General features: G+C 62.4%; 23 protein-coding genes and 2 tRNA genes. 17 read left to right on the forward strand and 8 right to left on the reverse strand.

All coding sequences use genetic code 11. The features are described 5' to 3' along the window. Position 1 precedes the first annotated feature (1 nt). From phrB to WMW70_RS08270, 8 genes are all read left to right on the forward strand, one after another. Positions 2-1,453, forward strand: a complete 1,452-nt coding sequence (gene phrB / locus WMW70_RS08235; protein ID WP_341437052.1) for a deoxyribodipyrimidine photo-lyase — start codon at positions 2-4, stop codon at positions 1,451-1,453. Further along, on the forward strand, positions 1,450-1,872 hold the full coding sequence (locus WMW70_RS08240; protein WP_341437016.1) for a nuclear transport factor 2 family protein: 423 nt from the start codon (positions 1,450-1,452) through the stop codon (positions 1,870-1,872). Before phrB ends, WMW70_RS08240 begins: the two co-directional genes overlap by 4 nt. Beyond that, the gene (locus tag WMW70_RS08245; RefSeq protein WP_341437017.1) at positions 1,869-2,648 is read left to right on the forward strand and encodes an SDR family NAD(P)-dependent oxidoreductase; all 780 of its coding nucleotides are present in this window, start codon (positions 1,869-1,871) and stop codon (positions 2,646-2,648) included. The genes WMW70_RS08240 and WMW70_RS08245 overlap by 4 nt, the downstream gene beginning before the upstream one ends. Further along, positions 2,645-3,892: an NAD(P)/FAD-dependent oxidoreductase gene (locus WMW70_RS08250; protein ID WP_341437019.1), complete on the forward strand. Its 1,248-nt coding sequence runs from the start codon at positions 2,645-2,647 to the stop codon at positions 3,890-3,892. The genes WMW70_RS08245 and WMW70_RS08250 overlap by 4 nt, the downstream gene beginning before the upstream one ends. After that, positions 3,892-4,692, forward strand: coding sequence for a DUF1365 domain-containing protein (locus tag WMW70_RS08255; protein ID WP_341437020.1), 801 nt, complete (start codon positions 3,892-3,894; stop codon positions 4,690-4,692). Before WMW70_RS08250 ends, WMW70_RS08255 begins: the two co-directional genes overlap by 1 nt. Continuing rightward, positions 4,679-5,950 carry a cyclopropane-fatty-acyl-phospholipid synthase family protein gene (locus WMW70_RS08260; protein ID WP_341437021.1) on the forward strand — a complete coding sequence of 424 codons (1,272 nt, stop codon included), beginning with the start codon at positions 4,679-4,681 and terminating at the stop codon, positions 5,948-5,950. The genes WMW70_RS08255 and WMW70_RS08260 overlap by 14 nt, the downstream gene beginning before the upstream one ends. Positions 5,951-5,975: 25 nt before the next feature. Beyond that, positions 5,976-6,503 (forward strand): DUF2878 domain-containing protein, encoded by a 528-nt coding sequence (locus WMW70_RS08265; protein WP_341437022.1) that lies wholly within the window; start codon positions 5,976-5,978, stop codon positions 6,501-6,503. Between the two features lie 141 nt (positions 6,504-6,644). Then, positions 6,645-6,956 carry a YkgJ family cysteine cluster protein gene (locus WMW70_RS08270; RefSeq protein ID WP_341437023.1) on the forward strand — a complete coding sequence of 104 codons (312 nt, stop codon included), beginning with the start codon at positions 6,645-6,647 and terminating at the stop codon, positions 6,954-6,956. A 62-nt stretch (positions 6,957-7,018) separates the two neighbouring features. On the opposite strand, the gene WMW70_RS08275 is transcribed toward WMW70_RS08270, so the two are convergent. From WMW70_RS08275 to hemA, 6 genes are all read right to left on the reverse strand, one after another. After that, positions 7,019-7,531 (reverse strand): acyloxyacyl hydrolase, encoded by a 513-nt coding sequence (locus tag WMW70_RS08275; protein WP_341437024.1) that lies wholly within the window; start codon positions 7,529-7,531, stop codon positions 7,019-7,021. A gap of 113 nt (positions 7,532-7,644) precedes the next feature. Beyond that, on the reverse strand, positions 7,645-8,445 hold the full coding sequence (gene murI / locus WMW70_RS08280) for a glutamate racemase (protein WP_341437025.1): 801 nt from the start codon (positions 8,443-8,445) through the stop codon (positions 7,645-7,647). Then, positions 8,435-9,190 (reverse strand): molybdopterin-synthase adenylyltransferase MoeB, encoded by a 756-nt coding sequence (locus WMW70_RS08285; protein WP_341437053.1) that lies wholly within the window; start codon positions 9,188-9,190, stop codon positions 8,435-8,437. The genes murI and WMW70_RS08285 overlap by 11 nt, the downstream gene beginning before the upstream one ends. 19 nt (positions 9,191-9,209) lie before the next feature. After that, positions 9,210-10,043, reverse strand: coding sequence for a peptide chain release factor N(5)-glutamine methyltransferase (gene prmC / locus WMW70_RS08290; protein ID WP_341437026.1), 834 nt, complete (start codon positions 10,041-10,043; stop codon positions 9,210-9,212). A 120-nt stretch (positions 10,044-10,163) separates the two neighbouring features. Next, complete coding sequence (gene prfA / locus WMW70_RS08295) at positions 10,164-11,246, reverse strand: peptide chain release factor 1 (protein ID WP_341437027.1); 1,083 nt, start codon at positions 11,244-11,246, stop codon at positions 10,164-10,166. A 9-nt stretch (positions 11,247-11,255) separates the two neighbouring features. Beyond that, a complete protein-coding gene (gene hemA, locus WMW70_RS08300) occupies positions 11,256-12,551 on the reverse strand; it encodes a glutamyl-tRNA reductase (RefSeq protein WP_341437028.1) in 1,296 nt (431 codons plus the stop codon). A 183-nt stretch (positions 12,552-12,734) separates the two neighbouring features. On the opposite strand from hemA, the gene WMW70_RS08305 reads away from it, so the two are divergent. From WMW70_RS08305 to ychF, 9 genes are all read left to right on the forward strand, one after another. Continuing rightward, positions 12,735-14,465, forward strand: a complete 1,731-nt coding sequence (locus WMW70_RS08305) for a tetratricopeptide repeat protein (protein WP_341437029.1) — start codon at positions 12,735-12,737, stop codon at positions 14,463-14,465. Continuing rightward, entirely contained in the window at positions 14,465-15,082 is a 618-nt protein-coding gene (gene lolB / locus WMW70_RS08310) for a lipoprotein insertase outer membrane protein LolB (RefSeq protein ID WP_341437030.1), read from the forward strand. Before WMW70_RS08305 ends, lolB begins: the two co-directional genes overlap by 1 nt. Then, positions 15,079-15,954, forward strand: a complete 876-nt coding sequence (ispE, locus tag WMW70_RS08315) for a 4-(cytidine 5'-diphospho)-2-C-methyl-D-erythritol kinase (RefSeq protein ID WP_341437031.1) — start codon at positions 15,079-15,081, stop codon at positions 15,952-15,954. The genes lolB and ispE overlap by 4 nt, the downstream gene beginning before the upstream one ends. Before the next feature lie 27 nt (positions 15,955-15,981). Continuing rightward, a tRNA-Gln gene (locus tag WMW70_RS08320) sits at positions 15,982-16,056 on the forward strand. 52 nt (positions 16,057-16,108) lie between these two features. After that, positions 16,109-16,183, forward strand: a tRNA-Gln gene (locus tag WMW70_RS08325). A 46-nt stretch (positions 16,184-16,229) separates the two neighbouring features. Further along, positions 16,230-17,171 (forward strand): ribose-phosphate pyrophosphokinase, encoded by a 942-nt coding sequence (locus WMW70_RS08330; RefSeq protein ID WP_305593610.1) that lies wholly within the window; start codon positions 16,230-16,232, stop codon positions 17,169-17,171. Between the two features lie 114 nt (positions 17,172-17,285). Next, positions 17,286-17,903 carry a 50S ribosomal protein L25/general stress protein Ctc gene (locus WMW70_RS08335; RefSeq protein ID WP_341437032.1) on the forward strand — a complete coding sequence of 206 codons (618 nt, stop codon included), beginning with the start codon at positions 17,286-17,288 and terminating at the stop codon, positions 17,901-17,903. A gap of 69 nt (positions 17,904-17,972) precedes the next feature. Next, entirely contained in the window at positions 17,973-18,563 is a 591-nt protein-coding gene (pth, locus tag WMW70_RS08340) for an aminoacyl-tRNA hydrolase (RefSeq protein WP_341437033.1), read from the forward strand. A gap of 32 nt (positions 18,564-18,595) precedes the next feature. Next, positions 18,596-19,696, forward strand: coding sequence for a redox-regulated ATPase YchF (gene ychF, locus WMW70_RS08345; RefSeq protein ID WP_341437034.1), 1,101 nt, complete (start codon positions 18,596-18,598; stop codon positions 19,694-19,696). Between the two features lie 251 nt (positions 19,697-19,947). On the opposite strand, the gene WMW70_RS08350 is transcribed toward ychF, so the two are convergent. Together WMW70_RS08350 and WMW70_RS08355 are read right to left on the reverse strand one after the other, a co-directional pair. After that, positions 19,948-21,435 carry a TolC family protein gene (locus tag WMW70_RS08350; protein WP_341437036.1) on the reverse strand — a complete coding sequence of 496 codons (1,488 nt, stop codon included), beginning with the start codon at positions 21,433-21,435 and terminating at the stop codon, positions 19,948-19,950. Positions 21,436-21,483: 48 nt separating this feature from the next. Beyond that, the coding region (locus tag WMW70_RS08355; protein ID WP_445942118.1) for a beta strand repeat-containing protein at positions 21,484-24,696 on the reverse strand (3,213 nt) is incomplete at its 5' end.

A 24,696-nucleotide genomic window follows, 5' to 3' on the forward strand; every position in this document is an offset into this window, starting at 1 on the left:
GCTGCAATTGATCTGGTTTCGTACCGACCTGCGGGTGCAGGACAACAGCGCCCTGGCCGCCGCCATGAGCAGCGGTCCGACCGTGGCGCTGTACCTGCTCAGCCCCGGCCAGTGGCTGAGCCACGATGACGCGCCGAGCAAGGTCGACTTCTGGTTGCGCAACCTCAAGGAACTGGCCACTGAGCTGGGCAAACTCAATGTGCCGCTGCTGGTGCGCGAAGTCGATAACTGGAGTGCCGCACCGCGGGCGATCGGCGAACTGTGCCAGCAGCTGCAGATCGATAGCGTGCAGGTCAACGAAGAGTATGGCGTGCATGAAACCCGCCGCGATCAGGCCGTAGCCAAGGCGCTGGATGGTCTGGGGGTAAATTTTCGCAGTCATCTGGATCAGCTGTTGTTCAAACCCGGCAGCGTGCTGACCAAATCCGGCGGCTACTTTCAGGTCTACAGCCAGTTCCGCAAGGTCTGCTATCAGCGCCTGCATACCGCCCTGCCGGCGCTGATCGCCACACCTAAGGCGCAGCCCCCGCTCGCGATCCAAAGCGATGCCATTCCTGAACAAGTTGCAGGCTTCGCCCTGCCCGCTGCCGAACTGCGTGAGCTGTGGCCCGCTGGTGAAAGCGAAGCGCAGCGGCGTCTGGATGATTTCGCCACGCAGCAGATCGACTTCTACCAGAGTGCCCGCGACTTCCCAGCGCAGCCCGGCACCAGCCAGCTTTCGGCCTACCTGGCCGCAGGGGTGATCTCGCCGCGTCAGTGCCTGCATGCGGCGTTGCAGGTCAACCAGGGCGAATTCGACAGCGGCAATCCCGGGGTCATCACCTGGATCAACGAGCTGCTCTGGCGCGAGTTCTACAAGCATATTCTGGTCGGCTATCCGCGGGTTTCCATGCACCGCGCCTTTCGCCCGGAAACCGAGGCGCTGGCCTGGCGCAACGCTCCGCAGGAGTTGAAAGCCTGGCAGCAAGGCCGCACCGGCTTCCCGATCATCGATGCCGCCATGCGCCAGCTACTGGCCACCGGCTGGATGCACAACCGCCTACGCATGGTGGTGGCGATGTTTCTGACCAAGAATCTGCTGATCGACTGGCGCGAAGGCGAGCGCTTCTTTATGCGCCACCTGATCGACGGCGATCTGGCGGCGAACAATGGCGGCTGGCAGTGGAGCTCCTCCACCGGCACCGATTCGGTGCCGTATTTCCGCATCTTCAACCCCCTCAGCCAGTCCGAGCGCTTCGACCCGGACGGACGCTTTATCCGTCACTGGCTGCCCGAGCTCGAGGGCTTGAGCAAGAAACATATCCACCAGCCGAGCGGCGCGCTGCTCAGTGGCGGCGGGCTGTTTGGCGGCGCGGACTACCCGCGCCCCATGGTCGACCTGAGCGCCAGCCGCGGGCGCGCCCTGGCCGCCTTCAAGCGCCTGCCACACCTGGCGGGCGAGGCAGCGCTATGAGCGACTTTCTGCGCCAGTTCGCCCAGCGCTTTGCCGGGTTGAACAAGGACAACCTCGACAGCCTGGGCCAGCTCTACAGTGACGACGCCCTGTTCTGCGACCCGCTGCACGAGGTGCGCGGCCTGAGCAATATGCAGCGCTACTTTGCCGAGCTGTACGCTAACGTCAGTGAACTGCGCTTCGACTTCTACGGCTTCGACCAGGTGCGCGAAGGCGAAGGCTACCTGCGCTGGACCATGAGCTACCGCCACCCACGCCTGGCCGGCGGCCAGCTGATCCGTGTAGAGGGCTGCTCGCACCTGCTGTGGCACAGCAAGGTCTATCGTCACCGCGACTACTTCGACGCCGGCAGCCTGCTCTATGAGCACCTGCCCTTGCTCGGCGCGGCGATTCGCTGGCTGAAACGGAGGTTGGCATGAGCACAAACCCACGACGCATCTGGCTCACAGGTGCCAGCAGCGGCATCGGCGCGGCCCTGGCCGAACAGCTGCTCGAACAAGGCCATCGCCTGGCCCTCAGCGCCCGCACCATCGAGCCCCTGCAGGCCCTGGCCAAGCGTTACCCGGGGCAAGTGCTGGTGGTCACCGGTGACCTCAGCGATGCCGCCCAGGTACGCAGCATCGGCGAACATATAGGTCAGGTCTGGGGCGCGCTGGACAGCGTGATTCTCAATGCCGGCACCTGCGAATACGTCGAGGTGCAACGCTTCGAGGCGGCGATGGTCGAGCGGGTGATCCGCGCCAACCTGTTTTCCGCCAGTTATTGCATCGAGGCAGCCCTGCCCCTCCTGCGCCTGGGCCACAAGCCGCATCTGGTGGCCGTCGGCAGCTCGGTGACCTACCTGCCGCTGCCCCGCGCCGAAGCTTATGGCGCGTCCAAGGCCGGGCTACGCTACCTGATCGAAGCCCTGCGCATCGACCTGGCCGCCGAGGGCATCGCCGTGACCCTGGTCAGCCCGGGCTTTGTCGACACCCCGCTGACGCAACAGAACGACTTCCCCATGCCCATGCGCTGGCCGGTGGATAAAGCCGCCCGGCATATCGCCGAACGCGTGCACCGGCAGCCGTTCGAGATCAACTTCCCCGGCCCCTTTATTGCCATGCTCAAGCTGCTCGGCCATCTGCCCAAGCGCCTGCAGGTGGCCATGGGTGCCCGTATGGCCCGCACCGAAGCCAAGACCAAGGACAACTCATGAAGATCGCCATTATTGGCAGCGGTATCGCCGGTTTGACCAGCGCCTATCTGCTCAACCGCAGCCACGATATCCGCGTATTCGAGGCTGGCGACTGGATTGGCGGGCACACCCACACCGTGGATGTGCAGGTCGATGGCCAGCGTTATGCCGTGGACACCGGTTTTATCGTGTTCAATGACTGGACCTACCCCAACTTCATTCGCCTGCTGGGCAAGCTGGGTGTCGGCTTCAAGGCCACCGAGATGAGCTTCTCGGTCAGCGACCCGCTAAGCGGGGTGGAGTACAACGGGCATAGCCTCAATACCCTGTTTGCCCAGCGCCGTAACCTCATCTCGCCGAAATTTATCGGCATGGTGCGCGACATCCTGCGCTTCAACCGCGAGGCGCTGAACGATCTCAACCAGCAGCGCATCGCCAGCGATATGACCCTGGGCGACTACCTCAAGGCCAATGGCTACAGCGAGCGCTTTATCGAGCATTACATCGTGCCCATGGGTGCGGCGATCTGGTCGATGTCGCTGCACGATATGCTCGGTTTTCCGCTGCAGTTCTTCGTGCGCTTCTTCAAGAACCACGGCCTGCTGTCGGTCAGTGACCGGCCGCAGTGGTGCGTGGTCGAGGGCGGCTCCAGCAGCTATGTCGCGCCGCTGACCGAATCATTCAAACAGCATATCCGCCTCAACTGCCCGGTAACCCGCGTCGAGCGTGATGCCGACGGTGTGACCCTGCACAGCGCCGCCGGAACCGAACGCTTCGACAAGGTGATTTTCGCCTGCCACAGCGACCAGGCCCTGGCCCTGCTGGCCGAGCCCACGCGCAGCGAGCAGGACATCCTCGGTGCGCTGCCCTATGCCGATAACGACGTGGTGCTGCACACCGATACCCGACTGCTACCAAAACGGCCACTGGCCTGGGCCAGCTGGAACTATCGTCTGGGCGGCCCCGTGGATCAGCCGGCTGCCGTGACCTATGACATGAATATCCTGCAGGGCATTCAGAGCGCCACCACCTTCTGCGTCAGCCTGAACCAGACCGCCGCCATCGACCCGAGCAAGATTCTCGCGCGCTACACCTACGCTCACCCGCAATACAGCCTGTCCGGCATGGCGGCGCAGGCGCGCTGGGAAGAGCTGCTGGGTGCCAACCACAGCTACTTCTGCGGCGCGTACTGGGCCAATGGCTTCCATGAAGACGGCGTGGTCAGCGCGCTGCGCGTGGCCCGCGAATTCGGTGAGGCACTGTGATGAACAGCGCCCTGTACAGCGGCTGGGTGCAGCACCGACGCTTTGCCCCACGCCTGCACAATTTCCGCTATCGCATGGGCCTGCTTTATCTCGACCTGAGCGAGCAGGACGCGGTGCTGGCGCTGTCGCCGCTGGCCGGGCGCGGGCGTTTCGCCCCGTTCTCGTTCCGCGAAAGCGACTACCTGCCGCAGTTCACCGGCGCGGGCATCAAGCTGATCGATGCGGTGCGCCAACGGGTGGGCGAGGCACTGGGGCATACACCACTGGGACATATCTGCCTGCTAACCCAGCCACGCAGCTGGGGCCTGGCCTTCAATCCGGCAAGTTTCTTCTACTGCCATGAAGCCGATGGCCAGCTGGCGGCGATTCTCTGCGAGGTGAGCAACACGCCCTGGCGCGAGCGTTACCACTATGTGGTGCCGGCCGAGGGCACGGGCCATCAACACGTCGCCGTGGCCAAGGCGTTTCACGTTTCGCCCTTTCTGCCGCGTGAGCTGGAATATCGCATGAGCTTCAGCCCGGTTGGCGAGCGCCTGGGCCTGCATATGGCCGACTGGAGCGGCGAGGAGAAAGTCTTCGACGCCAGCCTCAGCCTGCAGCGCACCGAACTGAACCGCGCCAGCCTGCACCGCTACCTGCTGCAGTTTCCCTGGATGACCGGCAAGACCCTCGTTGCCATCTACTGGCAGGCCCTGCGCCTGCTGCTCAAACGCATCCCCCTGTTCAGCCACCGGGCCGCTGAAGGCGATTTGCGCGTCGCTCGCCCCGTATCGAAGGAAGTCCACCATGAAAAGCTCTAGCCTTGTCTCCGCCAAAGATAGCGTGCGCGCCGGCAGCGGCATCGGTGCCAGCCTGTTGCGTCGCGCGGTGTTGCGTCAGCTGAAACAGCTGCGTCATGGCCACCTGGTGATAGTCGAAGGTGATGAGCGCCTGGAGTTCGGCGACGCCCATTCCAGCCTCAGCGCCGAGATTCAGGTGCTCGACTCAGCGGTCTGGGGCCTGGTGGCCGGCAACGGTTCGATCGGTGCCGGCGAGGCCTATATCCACGGCTACTGGAGCACCCCGGACCTGACCGCGGTGATCCGTGTATTCGTCAGCAATCTGGAAGTGCTGGATGCCATGGAAGGTGGCCTGGCTCGCCTTGGCCGCCCTCTGGTGCAGGCCCTGCACTGGCTCAACCGCAATACCCGCAAGGGTTCGCGCAAGAACATCTCGGCCCACTACGACCTGGGTAACGAGCTGTTCGAGCAATTTCTCGATCCGACCATGATGTATTCGGCGGCCATGTTCCAGGGCCCGGACGACAGTCTGGAGCAGGCGCAGCTGAACAAGCTCGAACGTATCTGCCAGAAGCTCGCCCTCAAACCCGGCGACCATCTGCTGGAAATCGGCACCGGCTGGGGCAGCATGGCGATCTATGCCGCCCGACACCATGGCTGCAAGGTCACCACCACCACCCTGTCGCGCGAGCAGTTCGCCTACACCGAAAAGCGCATTGCCGAGCTGGGCCTGCAAGGTCAGATCACCCTGCTGCTGGAAGACTACCGCGACCTCACCGGCCAGTACGACAAGCTGGTATCGATCGAGATGATCGAGGCCGTCGGCCATCGTTTCCTGAGCAACTATTTCGAACAGTGCGCCCAGTTGCTCAAGCCCGATGGCCTGATGCTGCTGCAAGCCATCACCATCCGCGACCAGCGCTACGAACAGGCGAAAAACAGCGTCGACTTTATCCAGCGCTATATCTTCCCCGGCGGCGCGCTGCCCTCGGTGCAGAAGATGCTGGAAATAGTCACCGACAAAACCGATATGAACCTGCACCATATGGAGGATTTCGGCCTGCACTACGCCCGCACCCTGCGCCTGTGGCACGACAACCTGCGCCAGGCGCGGCACAAACTCGAACAGCTCGGCTACGACGACTACTTCTATCGGCTGTGGGAGTTCTACCTGTGCTATTGCGAGGGCGGCTTTATCGAGCGCACCATCGGCACCGCGCAACTGCTGCTGGCCAAATCGGCGGCCCAACCCCAACCGCTGCTAGGCCGCTTGCCCTGAGCACCCGTTACCCGAGGATCCCTGGATGGCCAAACTGATCGTCAACACCCTGCTGTTTCAGCTCGGCTGGTTCGCCTGCGTGTTCGGCGGCGACAGCCTGTGGCTGCTGATTGTCGCAGCGGTGCTGGCGGTGCATCTACTGTGGACCAGCAGCTGGGCGGCGGAAGGCAAACTGCTGATCACGGTGTTTCTCGCCGGCAGCGCGCTGGACAGCTTCCTGCTCAACCTCGGGGTGTTCGACTTTGGCGCGCCGCGCACGCTGATTCCCCTGTGGCTGGCCTGCCTGTGGCTGCTGCTGGCCACCACCCTCAACCACTGCCTGGCCTGGACCGCACAACCCTGGTGGCGCGGCAGCCTGCTGGGGGCCGTGGCCGCGCCGCTGTCCTATTACGCAGGCGCACAGATCGCTGGCGTCGGCCTACCCCATGGAGCCTGGCAAAGTTTGCTGCTGATCGGCGCGACCTGGGCCCTGGTGATGCCCGTGCTGCACGGCTTCGCCAGGCTCTATCGTGCGCAGTACGAGCAAAGCCTGCGCACACGCCAAGCTGCGTAGGGTGGATGGCCACCCCGTGGAAAAACCGCGAAGCGTTTTCCACCAGCGCCGCCCGCCTAACCATGGTGGATGGGTAAAGCTCCATCCACCCTACGTCGGCAGCAGACGCCGCAATAACCTCTATGGCGTACACTGCGCGGCATGAGTCAGAACATCCCCCACACCCAACTCGCGGACGAACCGGCGGTCAGCTGCAGCAACTGCGCGGCCTGCTGCTGCCAGCTGGAAGTCATGCTGATCACCGACACCGGTGTGCCACCACGCTATATCGACACCGATGACTGGGGCGGCGAAGTGATGCTGCGCCTGGACGACGGCTGGTGCGCCGCACTGGATCGCGACAGCATGCGCTGCACCATCTATGAGGTGCGTCCGCTGATCTGCCGCGAATTCGAAACCGCCTCGGCCGAATGCCTGGACGAGCGGCGCGGCATGAGCAGCATCTATCGCTGAGCGTGCCGCTGCAGAGGATAAAAAAACCGGGCCAACGCCCGGTTTTCTGGATTCGCCGTGGCTTAGAAACTCAGGCGGTAATGCAGGGTATAGGCCTCGCTGCCGTCGTTGGGCTGCTTAAGCCCGGCATTGGAATAGTGCACGGCCCGCAGGCCGATTTCCTGATCGGCGAAACGCACCCCGAAACCGAGGCGATCCTCGAACTGGAAGGACGAGCCCAGGTCGTTGTCCTCCAGCTCGGTGCTGGCGAACAGAGCCACGCCGATACCAGCCTCGACATAGGGTTTGAACGTCTCACCGGCGAATTCGTAGACCAATACCGGGCTGAAGGACAGGCTATGGTTGCTGGCCGTCTCGTCACCCTGCCAGTAGGTGTAGCCGGCGTCCCAATAGCCAGTGAGGCGACCGCTGTCGTACTGACGCAAGGTCCCGAAATCAAACTGGGTGCCCAGGCGATAGACCATGGTCGACTCACCGGACTGGCCGACCGCGAACGTCACATCGGCGGCCTGTACGGCAGCCACGCTCCCCATGGATAGGGCCGCCACTGCGGCCAAATAAAACAACTTGCTCATGGCATCGTCCTTTTGTTTTTAGCGAAATCAGAAGAAGTCCGTGTTGCGTTGCCTGAAGTATAGAAATCTTTGATCTAAATAAAAGGCGACTCATGCATCGCATGCAGCAGTCGTTACAGCGCCTGAACCTCGGCCGCCTGGCCCCAAAGCCGCGGCAATACCGCCTGCATCAGCCGGGGTTCGCCGCTGGACCAGAAGCGCGCAGCCTCGGCCGGCCCGGTAGCCAGCAACTCGCGCTCGCTGAGCAGCCGCTGCAGTTGCCGGGCCACTGCCGCGCCGGTGTCGATCAGACTGATCGATTCGGGCACCAGGCTGCGCAGCAGCGGCTTGATAAAGGGGTAGTGGGTGCAACCGAGGATCAGCGTGTCGCAGCCTTCGGCCAACAGCGGTGCGACAAAGCCCTGGAGCAATTCGCGGGTGGCGGCGCTGTCCAGCTCACCGGCCTCGATACGCTCGACCAATCCCGGGCAGGGCTGGGTAATCACCCGTACATCGCTGGCGAAACGGTCGAGCAGTGCGGCGAACTTGGCGCTTTTCAGCGTGCCGGTGGTGGCCAGCACGCCGACCACGCCCGTTTGGGTCGCCGCTGCCGCCGGCTTGACCGCCGGTTCCATGCCGATAATCGGCAGCTGCGGGTACAACTCACGCAACTCGGCCACCCCCGCCACCGTGGCGGTATTACAGGCCAGCACCAGGGCCTTGGCCCCCCGGGCCAGGAGAAACTCGGCCAGCAGCCGGCAGCGCTCGCGGATAAATTCCGGGCTCTTCTCGCCATAGGGCACATGGCCGCTGTCGGCCACATAAAGCAACGACTCATTGGGCAGCAGCGTGCGAATCTCGCCCAGCACCGACAGGCCGCCAACGCCGGAGTCGAACACGCCAATCGGCGCGCCTCTTGATACGTTACTCGGCATGGCCGCCACAGACGCTGCAGCCCGGGTCGCGCTTGACCCGTAGCTCACGGAAACGACTGCCCAGAGCATCGATCAGCAACAGGCGACCGACCAGCGGCTCGCCGAACTGCGCCAGCAGCTTCAGGGCTTCCAGCGCCTGCAGGCTACCGACCAGGCCCACCAGCGGGCCGACCACCCCGGCTTCGCTGCAGGTCAGCTCGGCTTCGCTGCCATGACCGTAGATGCAGTGGTAGCAGGGGCTGTCAGCGCGGCGTGGATCGAAGACCGAGAGCTGGCCTTCCAGGCGAATCGCCGCGCCGCTGACCAGCGGCACCTTGGCCGCCACACAAGCGGCGTTGACCGCCTCGCGGGTGCCGAAGTTGTCCGAGCAATCCAGCACCAGGTCCACCGCGGCAACCGCTGCAGCCAGGGAATCGCTGTCCAGGCCCTGGCGATGAGCCTGCAGACGTAGCTGCGGATTGATCGCCAGCAGGCGCTTGCTGGCCGAGTCGACCTTGCTCAGGCCGATGCTGGCAGTGTCGTGGGCGATCTGCCGCTGCAGATTGGTCAGATCAACCGTATCGAAATCCGCCAGATGCAGTTCACCAACCCCGGCAGCCGCCAGATACAGCGCCACCGGCGAACCCAGGCCGCCGAGGCCGATGATCAGCGCGCGGCTGTGTTTCAGCCGTAGCTGGCCGGCGATATCGATCTGTTGCAGAAGGATCTGCCGGCTATAACGCAGCAGTTCCTCGTCACTCAGCATGTCCTGCGCACTCATGGCGTCACTCATTGTCGAAGCGTCCCAGACTGATGCGCTCGTGGCCGCCCAGGTCACGCCGGCTTTCCACCGCGCTAAAACCACGCGCGCTAAGCAGCTCACGCACCGCCGCGGCCTGATCGAAACCATGCTCCAGCAGCAGCCAGCCGCCCGCTTCAAGATAGTCCGGAGCCTGCTGGATGATCAGGCGGATATCGTCCAACCCATCCGCGCCCGCCACCAGAGCGCTGCTCGGTTCGAAACGCACATCGCCTTCGGCCAGATGGCGATCACCAGCAGCGATATAGGGCGGATTGCTGACGATCAACTGATAACGCTGTCCATCTAAAGCGCTAAACCAGTGGCTTGCAACAAAGCTGGCATTGGCCAGTTTGAGCCGTATGCAGTTGCGTTCGGCCAGGGCCACCGCCTCCTGCACGCGATCCACGCCCGTAACCTGCCAGGCCGGGCGCTCGCTGGCCAGGGCCAGGGCAATCGCGCCGGTACCGGTGCCGAGATCGAGCAGCGCGGCCGGCGTGGCCGGCAGCAGCGCGAGCACGGTTTCCACCAGCAATTCGGTATCGGGGCGCGGAATCAGGGTATGCGACGCCACCTCCAGCTCCAGGCTCCAGAAGCCCTGCTGACCGAGAATATAGGCCACCGGCTCGCCGGACTGACGCCGCGCCAGATCAGCCTGATAGCGCGCCAGTTGCTCGGCGTCGAGTTCGCGCTCCGGCCAGGTGTGCAGATAGCTGCGCGACTTGTCCAGGGCGTGTGCCAGCAACAACTCGGCGTCCAGGCGCGGGGTGGGCGAGTCGGGTAGTTCGGCGGTGTTAAGTAGGGATTCGATGGTGGCCATAGGGCATCGCTTTTGTAGGAGCCAGTTTGCTGTGGTCCGGCACTCCGGCGATCAACGAGCGAAAAACATCGCGAGCAAGCTCGCTCCTACAGGGGAATGACCCCGTAGGCCGAGTGCGCATCAATCGCCCAACGCAGCCAGCTGATCGGCCTGATATTCGACCAGCAGCGGTTCGATAATCGCCTCGACGCCGCCGGCAATCACTTCGTTGAGCGAATACAGGGTCAGGTTGATGCGGTGATCGGTCACCCGCCCTTGCGGGAAGTTGTAGGTGCGGATGCGTTCGGAACGGTCACCGGAACCCACCAGCAGTTTGCGCGAATCGGAAATTTCCTTGTGCGCGGCGGCTTCCTGCTGGTCTTTCAGTTTCGCCGCCAGCCAGGCCATGGCCTTGGCGCGGTTCTTGTGCTGCGAACGCTCTTCCTGACATTCCACCACGGTGCCGGTGGGAATGTGGGTGATGCGGATCGCCGAATCGGTGGTGTTGACGTGCTGACCACCGGCACCCGAGGAGCGGTAGGTGTCCACACGCAGATCGGCCGGGTTGATGTCGATGGCCATCTGTTCATCCGGTTCGGGCAGCACCGCCACGGTGCAGGCCGAGGTGTGGATGCGCCCCTGGGACTCGGTCTCGGGCACACGCTGCACGCGGTGGGCACCGGACTCGAACTTGAGCTTGCCGTAAACGTTGTCGCCCTCGACCCGGGCGATCACTTCCTTATAACCGCCGTGCTCGCCTTCGCTGGCCGACAGCACCTCGACGCGCCAGCCCTGCTTCTCGGCATAGCGCGAATACATGCGGAACAGGTCGCCGGAGAAGATCGCCGCCTCGTCGCCACCGGTGCCGGCGCGTACTTCGAGGAACACGTTACGGCCGTCGTTGGGGTCCTTGGGCAGCAGCATGCGCTGCAGGCGGGCTTCCAGTTCGATCAGCTGTTCCTTGGCCTCGGCGACTTCTTCCTCGGCCATCTCGCGCATGTCCGGGTCGCTGTCCTTGAGCAGAGCCTGCGCGCCTTCGAGGTCGGCCTGAACTTTGCGGAATGCACTGAACGCCTGATATACCGGCTCAATCTCGGCGTATTCCTTGGAATAGGCGCGAAATTGCGGCTGGTTGCTGATCACTTCGGCATCGCCGAGCAGCGCGGTCAGCTCTTCGAAACGATCCTGCAACAGGTCGAGTTTATTGATCAGTGACGCTTTCATTGCAGACCTTTATTTATTGACCGAGCCGCTATGGGTCGAAGCGGGCGACACGCCTTCGTCCAGAGCAAAGAGTTCCTGAGCCACGCCCAACGCATCGACGCGGCCATCGGCGGAGAATTTTTTCAGCTGCACGCTGGGCGCATGCAGCAGCTTGTTGGTCAGACCGCGGGCCAGCAGCGCCAGCACGTCCTCGGCCGAACTGCCGTTATTGAGCAGACGCAGGGCCTTGCCCAGCTCCTCGTCACGCAGGCGTTCGGCCTGCTGGCGGTAGGCCTTGAGCACATCCACCGCGGCCAGCTCGCGCAGACGCTGCATAAAGTCCTGCGCGCCAATGGCCACTAGCTCTTCGGCGGCCTGGGCCGCGCCCTGGCGGCTCTTGAGGTTTTCCGCGATCACCTCGTGCAGGTCGTCGACGGTATACAGGTAGACGTCGTCCAGCTCGCCGACTTCCGGCTCGATATCGCGCGGTACGGCGATATCGACCATAAAGATCGGTTTGTGCTTGCGCTGCTTCAGCGCCCGCTCGACCGCGCCTTTCCCCAGGATGGGCAATTGACTGGCCGTGGAGCTGATAACGATATCGCTGTTGACCAGCTCATCGGGGATTTCCGAGAGCAGCACGGCATGCGCGCCGAATTGTTCGGCCAGATTGCTGGCGCGCTCCAATGTGCGGTTGGCCACCACGATGCGCTTGATGCCCTGATCGTGCAGATGACGCGCCACCAGGCTGATGGTCTCCCCCGCACCGATCAGCAGCGCCTGGCTGCGGTGCAAGTCGGCGAAGATCTGCTTGGCCAGGCTGACGGCGGCAAAGGCCACGGACACCGGGTTTTCGCCAATCGCGGTATCGGTGCGCACGGTCTTGGCGGTGCTGAAGGTGGCCTGAAACAAGCGTCCGAGCAACGGGCCGAGAGTGCCGGCCTCGCGAGCCACGGCAAAGGCCGACTTCATCTGGCCGAGAATCTGCGGCTCGCCCAGCACCATGGAATCCAGCCCCGAGGCCACGCGCATCATATGGCGCACGGCTTCGTCATCGGCATGGATATAGGCGCAGGCGCGCAGCTCTTCGAGGCTCAGTTGGTGATAAGCGGCCAGCCAGGCCAGCACTTCATCGGCGCTCAGGCTGTCCTGTTCGAGGTAGAGTTCGCTGCGATTGCAGGTCGAAAGAATCGCCGCCTCCCGGCTGCTGGTGCGCTGGCACAGCTGTTGTAGCGCCTCAACCAATTGCTCAGGGGTAAAAGCCACGCGTTCGCGGACATCCACCGAAGCGGTCTTATGGTTGATACCAAGGGCAATAAAGGCCATGCAAGGTCGCTGACAGGGAGTGGAAGCCGGCAATTGTCCTACTTCAGCCAGGCGAGAACAACCACCGCTAGCTATTGTCCCATTAGCCAGGTTTATCTCTTAATCCGGATCATCCCAGCCCATGGGCTTGCCCTGGCGCTTGTGTCATGATGCCCAAACCGCAGGTTGGCCACATATTTCTCTATGAATAGATCCCTTGCCTTGCTGACTGCCGCTGCCTTGCTCAGTGGCTGCCAGATGTTTGCCCCCTCAGCCCCGGATGGCACGCCACCGGTGGAAGACCCTGCAGCTGTGACGCCAGCCGCGGAGCCTCAGGTGTATGGCTCCTTCAGCCAGGACACCCTGCTGGCGCTGCTGACGGCCGAATTGGCCGGGCAACGCAATCGCTTCGACATTGCCCTGGGCAACTATGTGCAGCAGGCCAATGCGACCCAGGATGCTGGCGTTGCCGAGCGCGGCTTTCGTATTGCCGAGTACCTGGGGGCCGAGCAGGCCGCCCTGGAAACCAGCCTGCTGTGGACCAAGAATGCCCCCGACAGCATCGACGCGCAGCGTGCCGCCGCCGTGCAGCTGGCCCGCGCCGGGCGCTACGACGAGTCCATGAGCTTTATGGAACGTGTGCTGCAACGCCAGGGCGATACGCATTTCGACTTCCTCGCCCTGTCCGCGGCGGAAAGCGACCCGGATACCCGCGCCGGCCTGCTGCAAAGCTTTGCTCGCCTGCAGAAGAAATACCCCGACAACCATCAGTTGCTGTTTGGCCAGGCCCTCTTGCTGCAACAGGACGGCCGCGCTCAGGAAGCCCTGGAGCGCCTGCAGGAGCAACCCGCCAAAGACCGTCCCATCGCCGCCATCCTGCTGCAGGCACGCCTGCTGCAGAGCCTCGAACGCAATGCTGACGCCCTGTCCCTGCTGGAAAAAGGCATCAAGCAGCACCCGGACGACAAGCGCCTGCGCCTGACCTACGCCCGCCTACTGGTGGCCGAAGATCGCCTCGACGAGGCCAAGGGCGAATTCGCCTCGCTGCTGCAGCAGTTCCCTAATGACGACGACCTGCGTTTTTCCCTGGCCCTGGTCTGCCTGGAAGCCGAAGCCTGGCAAGAGGCAATCGTCTACCTGGAAGAACTGGTCGAGCGTGACAATCACGTCGACGCCGCCCACTACAACCTGGCCCGCGCCTACGAAGCCCTCGATGAGCCTGAAAGCGCCCTGATTGAATACGCCCTGGTCGGCCCCGGCAACGATTACCTGCCCGCCCAGTCGCGCCAGAGCGAGCTGCTGTTCAAGCAGCAGCGCGGCGAGGAAGCGGCTAAGCGCCTGCGCCAGGCCCGGGAAACCCAGCCCGATTACGCCATCCAGCTGTACCTGATCGAAGCCGAAGCCTGGAGCAAGCAGCAGGACAACCAGCGCGCCTGGCAGGTGATCGAACAGGCGTTGGAGCAATTCCCCGAAGACCTCAACCTGCTCTACACCCGCGCCATGCTCGCCGAAAAGCGCGACAACCTGCCGCTGCTGGAGCAGGACCTACGCTTTATCCTCGAGCGCGAGCCGGACAACGCCATGGCCCTCAACGCCCTCGGCTACACCCTGGCCGACCGCACCACGCGCTACGCCGAAGCCCGCGAACTGATCGAGCAGGCCTACCAGCTCAACCCCGACGACCCGGCGATTCTCGACAGCCTGGGCTGGGTCAACTACCGCCAGGGCAACCTGGACGAAGCCGAACGCCTGCTGCGCAAGGCCCTGCAAGAGTTCCCCGACCAAGAAGTCGCCGCCCATCTGGGTGAAGTGCTCTGGGCCCAGGGCAAACAGAAGGAAGCCCGGAAAATCTGGCGCGAAGCCCTCAAACAGCAACCCGACAGTCCAATTCTACGCAGCACCCTGCTGCGCCTGACCGGAGCAGAGACGCTTTGATGCTTGTGCGCCACCTGATTGTTTTCAGCCTGATCACCCTGCTCGCCGGCTGCGCCGGCCTGACCTCCCGCGAAGCCCTGGAAGGCCAGGGCGATCCGCAGCGCTGGCAGAGCCACAAACAGCAGATCAGCAGCCTCGACGCCTGGCAGATCAGCGGCAAGGTCGGCATTCGCGCGCCGAAAGACTCAGGCAGCGGCACCCTGTTCTGGCTACAACGCCAGGATTACTACGATATCCGCCTGTCCGGCCCCCTCGGCCGTGGTGCCGCACGCCTGACCGGCCGTCCCGGTGCCATCCTGCTGGAAGTGGCCAACCAGGGCCGCTACCAGGCCGCCACCCCGGAACAGCTGATGCAGGAGCAGCTCGGCCTGAACCTGCCGGTGTCGCACCTGCTCTGGTGGATTCGCGGCCTGCCCTCGCCGGAAAGCAAGAGCCGCCTGAACCTGGATGCCGATAGCCGCCTGGCGCAACTGAGCCAGGATGGCTGGCAGGTCGAGTATCTGCGCTATACCGAGCAGAATGGCTTCTGGCTGCCGGAGCGGATCAAGCTCAGCGGCTTCGACCTGCAAGTCACCCTGGTGATCAAGGACTGGCAGCCGCGCCAGCTCGGCCAATGAACGCCCCGGCAATTCCCGCTGCCGCCGAACTGATTCTGCCGGCACCGGCCAAGCTCAACCTGATGCTGCATATCCTCGGCCGCCGCGCCGACGGCTATCACGAACTGCAGACCCTGTTCCAGTTTCTCGATTTCGCCGACGAGCTGGGCTTTGCCCTGCGCCAGGATGGCGAAATACGCCTGCACACCGCCATTGATGGCGTGCCTCACGACAGCAACCTGATCGTGCGCGCCGCCCGCAGCCTGCAGCACGCCAGCGGCACCCATCTGGGAGCCGATATCTGGCTGGACAAGCGCCTGCCCATGGGCGGCGGCATCGGCGGCGGCAGCTCGGATGCGGCCACCACCCTGCTCGGCCTCAACCATCTATGGCAGCTGAACTGGGACCAGGATCGTCTCGCAGCCCTGGGCCTGAGCCTGGGGGCCGACGTTCCGGTATTTGTGCGCGGCCACGCGGCCTTTGCCGAGGGTGTGGGCGAGCGCCTCACCGCCGTGGAGCTGGACGAGCCCTGGTTTCTCGTCGCCATACCGCAAGTCTTTGTCAGCACAGCAGAAGTTTTCTCTGACCCTGAGTTGACACGGGATACGCCGCCCATTAAAGTTCGCAGCCTTCTTGAGGGGGGTGGTCGTAACGACTGCCTGCCGGTGGTCCAGAAGCGTTATAAAGAAGTCCATAACGCTTTGATCTTGTTGAACAAATTTGTTCCCGCAAGATTAACCGGCACTGGAGCTTGTGTGTTTGGGAGCTTCCCAAACCGGGACGATGCTGATAAAGTCGCCCGCCAACTTCCAGGCACTTTGCCAAGTTTTGTGGCCCAGGGTCGTAACATCTCGATGTTGCACCGCAAGCTGGAAAGATTGGTCAGGAAGTGAATGTGTTCTACCGAGTTGTACGGTTGTAGGGGCGTCGCCAAGCGGTAAGGCAGCAGGTTTTGATCCTGCCATGCGTTGGTTCGAATCCAGCCGCCCCTGCCATTTCCGTCCTGGAGCGGATACACAACTCAGAGCATTCAGTAACACCGGATACAGGGGCGTCGCCAAGCGGTAAGGCAGCAGGTTTTGATCCTGCCATGCGTTGGTTCGAATCCAGCCGCCCCTGCCATTTTCTATACTCATCCAGGTATACCCTCAGCCGGCAGGTACTGCGCGTGTCCAAGATGATGGTCTTTACGGGGAACGCCAACCCCGATCTGGCGCGACGTATCGTACGTCAGCTGCACATTCCCCTCGGTGATGCCTCGGTCGGTAAATTCTCCGACGGCGAGATCATGATTGAAATCAACGAAAACGTCCGCGGTAAAGACGTCTTCCTGATTCAACCGACGTGCGCGCCAACCAACGACAACCTGATGGAACTGGTAGTGATGGCCGACGCCTTCCGCCGCTCCTCAGCGACCCGAATTACTGCAGTCATCCCCTACTTCGGCTATGCCCGCCAGGATCGCCGTCCGCGCTCCGCCCGCGTGGCCATCAGCGCCAAAGTTGTGGCTGACATGCTCACCGTTGTAGGTATCGACCGGGTTCTGACCGTCGACCTGCACGCGGATCAGATCCAGGGCTTCTTCGATATCCCGGTAGATAACATCTACGGTTCCCCAGTACTGGTGGACGATATCGAAGACCAGCGCTTTGAAAACCTGATGATTGTCTCCCCGGATATCGGTGGCGTGGTGCGTGCTCGTGCCGTGGCCAAATCCCTGGGTGTGGACCTGGCGATCATCGACAAGCGCCGCGAAAAAGCCAACCACTCCGAAGTGATGCATATCATCGGTGACGTGGAAGGCCGTACCTGCATCCTGGTCGACGACATGGTGGATACCGCCGGTACCCTGTGCCACGCGGCCAAAGCCCTGAAAGAACACGGGGCCTCGAAAGTCTTCGCCTACGCCACACACGCGGTACTGTCTGGCCGTGCGATCGAAAACATCGAAAATTCCGTACTCGACGAGCTGGTGGTGACCAACACCATCCCGCTGTCCGCCGCAGCGCAATCCTGTTCGCGTATTCGCCAGCTGGACATCGCCCCGGTAGTGGCTGAAGCGGTACGCCGCATCAGCAATGAAGAATCGATCAGCGCGATGTTCCGTTAATCCGGACATCGTCCTGAGCGCAAACGCCCTGCCCTGATGGCAAGGCCTTTCAACCAACCGTCCCGTCGCTGGTCGCAAGCGTAACGGACGGTTTGGTTATTTTGGAGAAGTGAAATGACTGCTGAATTTGCCCTGAATGCCGAAGTGCGTTCCGACCTGGGGAAAGGTGCGAGCCGCCGCCTGCGTCGTAACGTTGCCATGGTGCCTGCCGTAATCTACGGTGGCGAGAAAGCCCCGCAATCGATCAGCCTGCTGGCCAAAGAACTGGCCAAGCTGCTGGAAAACGAAGCGGCTTACAGCCACGTGCTGAGCCTGAACGTTGCCGGTAGCAACGAAAGCGTACTGATCAAAGCCCTGCAGCGTCACCCGGCCAAAGGCTACGTGATGCACGCCGACTTTATTCGCGTCGTTGCTGGCCAGAAACTGAACGCTATCGTTCCCCTGCACTTCATCAACCAGGAAACTTCGGTTGGCGTTAAGCAGCAAGGCGGCGAAGTCTCCCACGTCCTGGCTGAAGTAGAAGTTTCCTGCCTGCCGAAAGACCTGCCGGAATTCATCGAAGTCGACATGGCTGCCGTTGAGATCGGTCAGATCGTTCACCTGGCCGACCTGAAACTGCCGAAAGGCGTCGAGCTGGTTGCACTGGCCCACGGTAACGACCTGGCAGTGGCCAACATCCACGCCTCGCGCGTTGCCAAAGACGCAGAAGAAGGCGAAGGCGCTGCCGAGTAAACCTCGCAGCGTCGGAAACCAGCCCGGCATGCGATTCTGCCGGGCTATTTCCACAAAAGGGCTCCTGACATGACTGCCGTACAACTGATCGTTGGCCTGGGTAACCCCGGCCCCGAATACGACCAGACCCGGCATAATGCAGGGGCCCTTTTCGTTGAGCGCCTTGCCGACAGCCAGCGCATCAACCTGAGCCTCGACAAGAAGTATTTTGGCCTGACTGGCAAATTCAGCCATCAGGGCCGCGATGTTCGTCTGCTGATCCCCACCACCTTTATGAACCGCAGCGGCCAGGCCGTAGCGGCATTGGCGAATTTCTTCCGCATACCGCCGGAAGCCATTCTGGTGGCCCACGACGAACTCGATATGCCCCCCGGCGTCGCCAAACTCAAACAGGGTGGCGGGCACGGCGGGCATAACGGGCTGCGCGATATCATCGCCCAGCTCGGCAATCAGAACAGTTTTTACCGCCTGCGGCTTGGCATTGGCCATCCCGGGCATAGCAGCATGGTCTCCAACTTCGTCCTCGGCCGCGCCCCGCGCAGCGAACAGGAACTGCTGGACACCAGCATCGACTTCGCCCTAGGCGTCCTGCCGGAAATACTCGCAGGCGACTGGAGCAAGGCCATGCACAAGCTGCACAGCCAGAAAGCCTCTTCTTAACTCTTCACCGCCAATCGCGCGAGGGACACACCATGGGATTCAACTGCGGCATCGTCGGCCTGCCCAACGTCGGCAAGTCCACCCTGTTCAACGCCCTCACCAAATCCGGGATTGCGGCGGAGAACTTCCCCTTCTGCACCATCGAGCCGAACAGCGGCATCGTGCCGATGCCCGACCCGCGCCTGCAGGCCCTGGCCGAGATCGTCAAGCCGGAGCGCGTGCTGCCGACCACCATGGAGTTCGTCGATATCGCCGGTCTGGTCGAAGGTGCCTCCAAGGGTGAAGGCCTGGGCAACAAGTTCCTCGCCAACATCCGCGAGACCGACGCCATCGCCCACGTGGTGCGCTGCTTTCAGGACGACAACGTGATCCACGTCGCCAACAGCGTCGACCCCAAGCGCGACATCGAGATCATCGACCTGGAACTGATCTTCGCTGACCTCGACAGCTGCGAAAAGCAACTGCAGAGAGTCACCCGCAACGCCAAAGGCGGCGACAAGGAAGCCGTGGCGCAGAAAGCCCTGCTGGAGAAGCTGATTCCGCACTTCAGCGAAGGCAAGCCGGCGCGTACCCTGATGAAGACCCTGGGTGACGACGAGAAGGCACTGGTACGCGGCTTCCATCTGCTAACCAGCAAGCCGGTGATGTATATCGCCAACGTCGCCGAGGACGGCTTCGAGAACAACCCGCTGCTCGACGTGGTACAGGCCATCGCCGACGCCGAAGGCGCGCCCGTGGTGCCGGTGTGCAACAAGATCGAAGCGGAAATCGCCGAGCTGGATGACGGCGAAGAAAAGGACATGTTCCTCGAAGCCCTGGGCCTGGAAGAGCCCGGCCTCAACCGCGTCATCCGCGCCGGCTACGAGTTGCTCAACCTGCAGACCTACTTCACCGCCGGGGTCAAGGAAGTGCGCGCCTGGACCGTCAAGATCGGTGCCACCGCCCCGCAGGCGGCTGCCGTGATCCACACCGACTTCGAAAAAGGCTTTATCCGCGCCGAAGTCATCGCCTACAACGACTTTATTCAGTACAAGGGCGAAGCCGGCACCAAAGAGGCTGGAAAATGGCGCTTGGAAGGCAAGGAGTACATCGTCAAGGATGGCGACGTCATGCATTTCCGCTTTAACGTCTAAGCGGTACTTGCTGCAAACATAAGCCCCGCTCTGCGGGGCTTTTGTATTTCTGGCCGGCAACAACTTCAATGCGTCGCGCACCTGAACGGTGGCGTTGCTGCATCGTTGAACTTCGCGAGCTCAGCGCCAACCTACATAGCCTCCGTAGCCCGGATAAGCCCTGGCGCAATCCGGGATCGTTGTCCCGGATTGCGCCGCGTTCTGCGGCTTATTCGGGCTACAGGTAAGACCGCGCTACTTCCCGCGGCCGCTTAGAGCTTGCCCGCCTGCCACTCCGCTTCGCGACTGGCCAAGGCCTGAGCAATATCGTCGAGCTGGTCAGAGCCCAGTTCTTCCGGTAAAGGATCAAACCCGACACTGGCAAACACCTGACCATAGGCGTTGCGCAAATCGGCATAGGCCAGGTCACGCCGCAGGTTGGCCTGCAACAGGTTCAACTCACCCTGGATCAACTCCAGCTCACCGATGCCCTGGGCCTTGTGCCGATTGCGCAACTGCTCGGCAATCTGCTGATCGAGACTGGCCAATTGTTCGCTGGTGGAGAATTGACGGGCGGCCTCCTGGAAGTTGGCATTGGCCACATACAGCTGCGCAAGAATCGCCATGGACATGGCCTGGCGGCGCAGTGTCACTACATCTTCACTGGCCTTGGCTGCATCAATGGCAGCAGGTGCCGAGAGCAGGTTGAACAGGTTCCAGGTGACCTTCACGCCGTAGTCGGCCCAGCTCTGGTTGGTCAAAAATGAGTTGCTGTCGTAATGCCCGCCCAGGGAGAACTCCAAGCCAGGCAGCATACGCAACATCGCCTTGCGGGTTTCCGCCGCACCAATACGGGCCTGGTAATCCTGTTCACGCAACTCGGGGCGATTGATCAGCGCCTCTTGCTCGAGCACCGCCAGGTCCGTCGCGAGAGTAGGTACCGGATAACTGTCGGAAGCCGGAGCCAGTTCGAAGCGCGTATTCATCGGCAGATTGATCAGCGCCGCCAGTTCGGTCTTGGCCAGGGACAAGGCGCGCCGCTGTTGCTCCAACTGACGGGTCGCCTCGATCAAGGCGCGCTGGTAGCCGAGCGATTGCACCGGATCACCGATGCGTTGCTCACTCATCCGCAGGCTGTTCTGCCTGGCCTGATCGACCCGCACCATCTGCTGGTCGATCTGCACCAGCAGGCGCTCGGCGGCCAAGGCGCGCCAATAAGCCGAACGCACATCCTGGATGATGGTATGCAGCACCTTGCGCCGACGCTCCTGCACGATCAGGCGCTGGTCGCCCTGCTGCTGGGCGCTGACATAGCTGACGCCGAAGTCGAGCACGTTCCAGACCATGGTCAGGTCGCCGACCTCGCGGTCGCGGTCCTGCGAGGTGGAAGGTTCCAGGGACTGGGTTCCTGTGCTGATACTGCGGCTGCTGGAAGCGCTGACGTTATTACGCCCGGTATAGCCTGCGTCCAACGCCATGCGCGGCAACATGTCGAGGCGGGATAAATCCACCTGGCGCTCGGCCAACGCCTCCTCCATGACCTTCAAACGGGCTTCCAGGTTGTACTTGACCGCTCGGGCCATGGCCTGATGTAAGGTCAAGGGTGCGCTCAACGGCTCCTGCCCGCTGAACATACTGGCTAGATCCGCTTGAGCCCGCTGCTCGCTGGCCGCGCGCTCGATCGGCTGGCTAGTCACCGCACAGCCCCCAATTGCCGTCGCAAGAATGCTGACAGCCAGTACCTTGTAATGTTTATTCATCCTTGGGCCGCCCCCTAATCGCGGTTTATTCTTTTATTGTCGGTTCGTTCAGGCCGCTGGTGCCTTCTCGGCCCATTCGCCAAAAGCCTTGGCTAGTTGATCTATCTGCTTCAATTCGCTGTTGTGCAGGCTGTCCAGTTGCTGCCCCAACGTCGGCGCACCGAGGAAACCTTGCCCTTCCTCCTCACTCCCCCATATGTCGCCGATATCCCCGCCGAAGATATCCCCAGCACCGTCCTGCGGGGCTAGATCGCTGAATATCGATGACAGCGTGCTGCTGCCAAATACACCGGCATCGCCGCCGCCGAAACCGAGGAAGCCCACGCCGGAGCCATCACCGGATGAACTGCTGAATACCTGGGCTAGGAAGCTCGGTGCCAACACCTGGTTTTGCAGGAAGATATTGCCAAGCGGCGGTAGCCCACCGCCCAAGCCCGGTACTTCGAACAATGACGGCGGTACCAGCGCCGGCAAAAGTGCCAATGGTGGCGGCGATGAGATCAACGGCGGTGGAGGCGGCGGCGCAATGACTGGCGGTGGCGTCGGCGTGACGCGGAATTCTGGATCGCCAGCATCGAGTGGAGCCCTGATCTGCACCCCGGCCGTGCTCGGCAGTCCGGTCAACCCCAGATTGGCATCATTGCCAAGGTTGTCGCGCAGGGTCGCACCATTGGCCTGCAGTGATGCACCGACAGCGATGCCGGTCAAGTCGACCTGACCGGACTGCACGGTATAGCGGAATGTCAGGGTGCTGCTGCCCGATCCTGCGACGTAGTCGGCGTATGCCGTACCGCCGACATCCAAGGCAATTGCGATGCGTGGTGTGCCACTGCTGGTATCGACGATAACCGCATCGTCGAAGGCGACACTGAACTCCAGTACCTGCCCGGCGATGTAGGTGGCGTTCGCCGGCAGCGTGACTGAGCTCACGCTCGGAGCCACACCGTCGATAACCAGGTCGTGCTGGCCAGCGATGGAGTCGACGCCACCGAAGGCCGGCAGGGTGAGGATGGCATCGTCGCTGCCGACGCTGCGAATGGTCGCGCCGTTCAAAGCCAGGGCATCAGTGGATTGGTAATCGAGATCGGCGCTGAGGTCACCTGCCTGCACCGTATAGCTGAAGGTCAGGGTATCGCTGCCGGAGCCGGACACGTAGGTGGCCAGTCGGTCAATGCTGCCGGTTTCCAGCAGTAACGTGGGCGAGCCGCCGACGGTATCCACAGTTACCGTCTGGTCGAGGGTGACCGTAACCGTAATGCTGTCGCCGATCTTGTAGCTGCCGTCCGGATTGGTCACGTTGACCGAGGTGATTACCGGATTGATGCTGTTGACCGTGATGGCGATGGTGTCGCTATCGGCCTGGGTACCGCCACTACCGCTCAGCCCAAGGTCGCTAGTAACGACCTGCAGACTGGCCGCGCCGTTGTAGCCTGGAGTGGGAGAGAAGATCAGCCCATTCAACGCCAAGTTGATATCGGCAATGCCGCCTTCGAAGGTCATGCTGCCGTCATTGGTGCCGCTTCCAACGATAAAGCTCAAACCGGTGGTGCCGGGCAGCGTGATCAGGCCATTGCTGCCGCTCAGGGTCACACGCAGTGTGCCGCCGCCCGCGTCGACATCACCGACGGAAATCAGATTGCCGTTGCCGCCGCTGAAGATCAGTGTGGCGTCCTGATCGACCGCCTGGGTACCGGGCACAGCATTGACTGGAGCATCGTTGACTGCCGTGACGCTCAATACGAGAGTGTCGGTATCGTCGAGGCTGCCGCCACTGCCACTGTTGCCACCATCATCGATACTGACGCTAAGCACGACGTTACTGGTCGAGTTCAACGCAGTCTGGAAGCTGAGCCCGTTGCCGGCGATAAAGGCGTTAATACTGGTGATACTGCCCGACAGGGTCAGGCTATCCGTACCCGAGCCGGCCACGATGACCCCGGCGGCGCTGGTAGCACTCAGGCTACCCGAGACCACCGAGAAGGTCGCGGTAACCGAACTGCTACCGGCGTCGAGGTCGGCGAAGCTAATGCCGGTCAAGGCAGTGCTGACATCCTCATTGACACTGATCGAAGCAGGTAGTGTGACCACGGGTGCGTCATTGACCGCGCTCACCTGCAGGGTCGTGCTATCGCTGTCACTCTGCGCGCCACCGCTACCGGTATTGCCGCCATCATTGATAGCCACCGTGAGAGTGACGTCGCTGGTGGTATTGGCGGCAGTTGTAAAGGTCAGGTTACCGCCCGCGATGAAAGCGTTGATGCTGGCGACGCTGCCGGTCAGGGTCAGGGCGCTGCTACTGCCCCCAACTACTACCCCACTGCCGCTGGCGGCCGCCAACGTGCCCGAAGCGACCGACAGAGTAGCGGTAACGCTGCTACCACCGGCATCCACATCGCTGAAGGAAATACCGGTCAAAGCACTGGCCGTGTCTTCGGTCACACCAATGCTGGCGGGAACGCTGACCACAGGCGCATCGTTGACGGCCGTGACGCTCAGGGTAAGAGTGGTGGAGTCCGCTTCGGATGAACCGGTACCGCTGTTGCCTGGATCGGTGCCACTGTTGCCGCCATCATCAATACTGACGCTGAGCACGACGTTGCTGGTCGAGTTCAACGCAGTCTGGAAGCTGAGCCCGTTGCCGGCGATAAAGGCGTTAATACTGGTGATACTGCCCGACAGGGTCAGGCTATCCGTACCCGAGCCGGCCACGATGACCCCGGCGGCGCTGGTAGCACTCAGGCTACCCGAGACCACCGAGAAGGTCGCGGTAACCGAACTGCTACCGGCGTCGAGGTCGGCGAAGCTAATGCCGGTCAAGGCAGTGCTGACATCCTCATTGACACTGATCGAAGCAGGTAGTGTGACCACGGGTGCGTCATTGACCGCGCTCACCTGCAGGGTCGTGCTATCGCTGTCACTCTGCGCGCCACCGCTACCGGTATTGCCGCCATCATTGATAGCCACCGTGAGAGTGACGTCGCTGGTGGTATTGGCGGCAGTTGTAAAGGTCAGGTTACCGCCCGCGATGAAAGCGTTGATGCTGGCGACGCTGCCGGTCAGGGTCAGGGCGCTGCTACTGCCCCCAACTACTACCCCACTGCCGCTGGCGGCCGCCAACGTGCCCGAAGCGACCGACAGAGTAGCGGTAACGCTGCTACCACCGGCATCCACATCGCTGAAGGAAATACCGGTCAAAGCACTGGCCGTGTCTTCGGTCACACCAATGCTGGCGGGAACGCTGACCACAGGCGCATCGTTGAC

This window comes from Pseudomonas sp. XK-1 (assembly GCF_038069885.1).
Lineage (GTDB): Bacteria > Pseudomonadota > Gammaproteobacteria > Pseudomonadales > Pseudomonadaceae > Aquipseudomonas.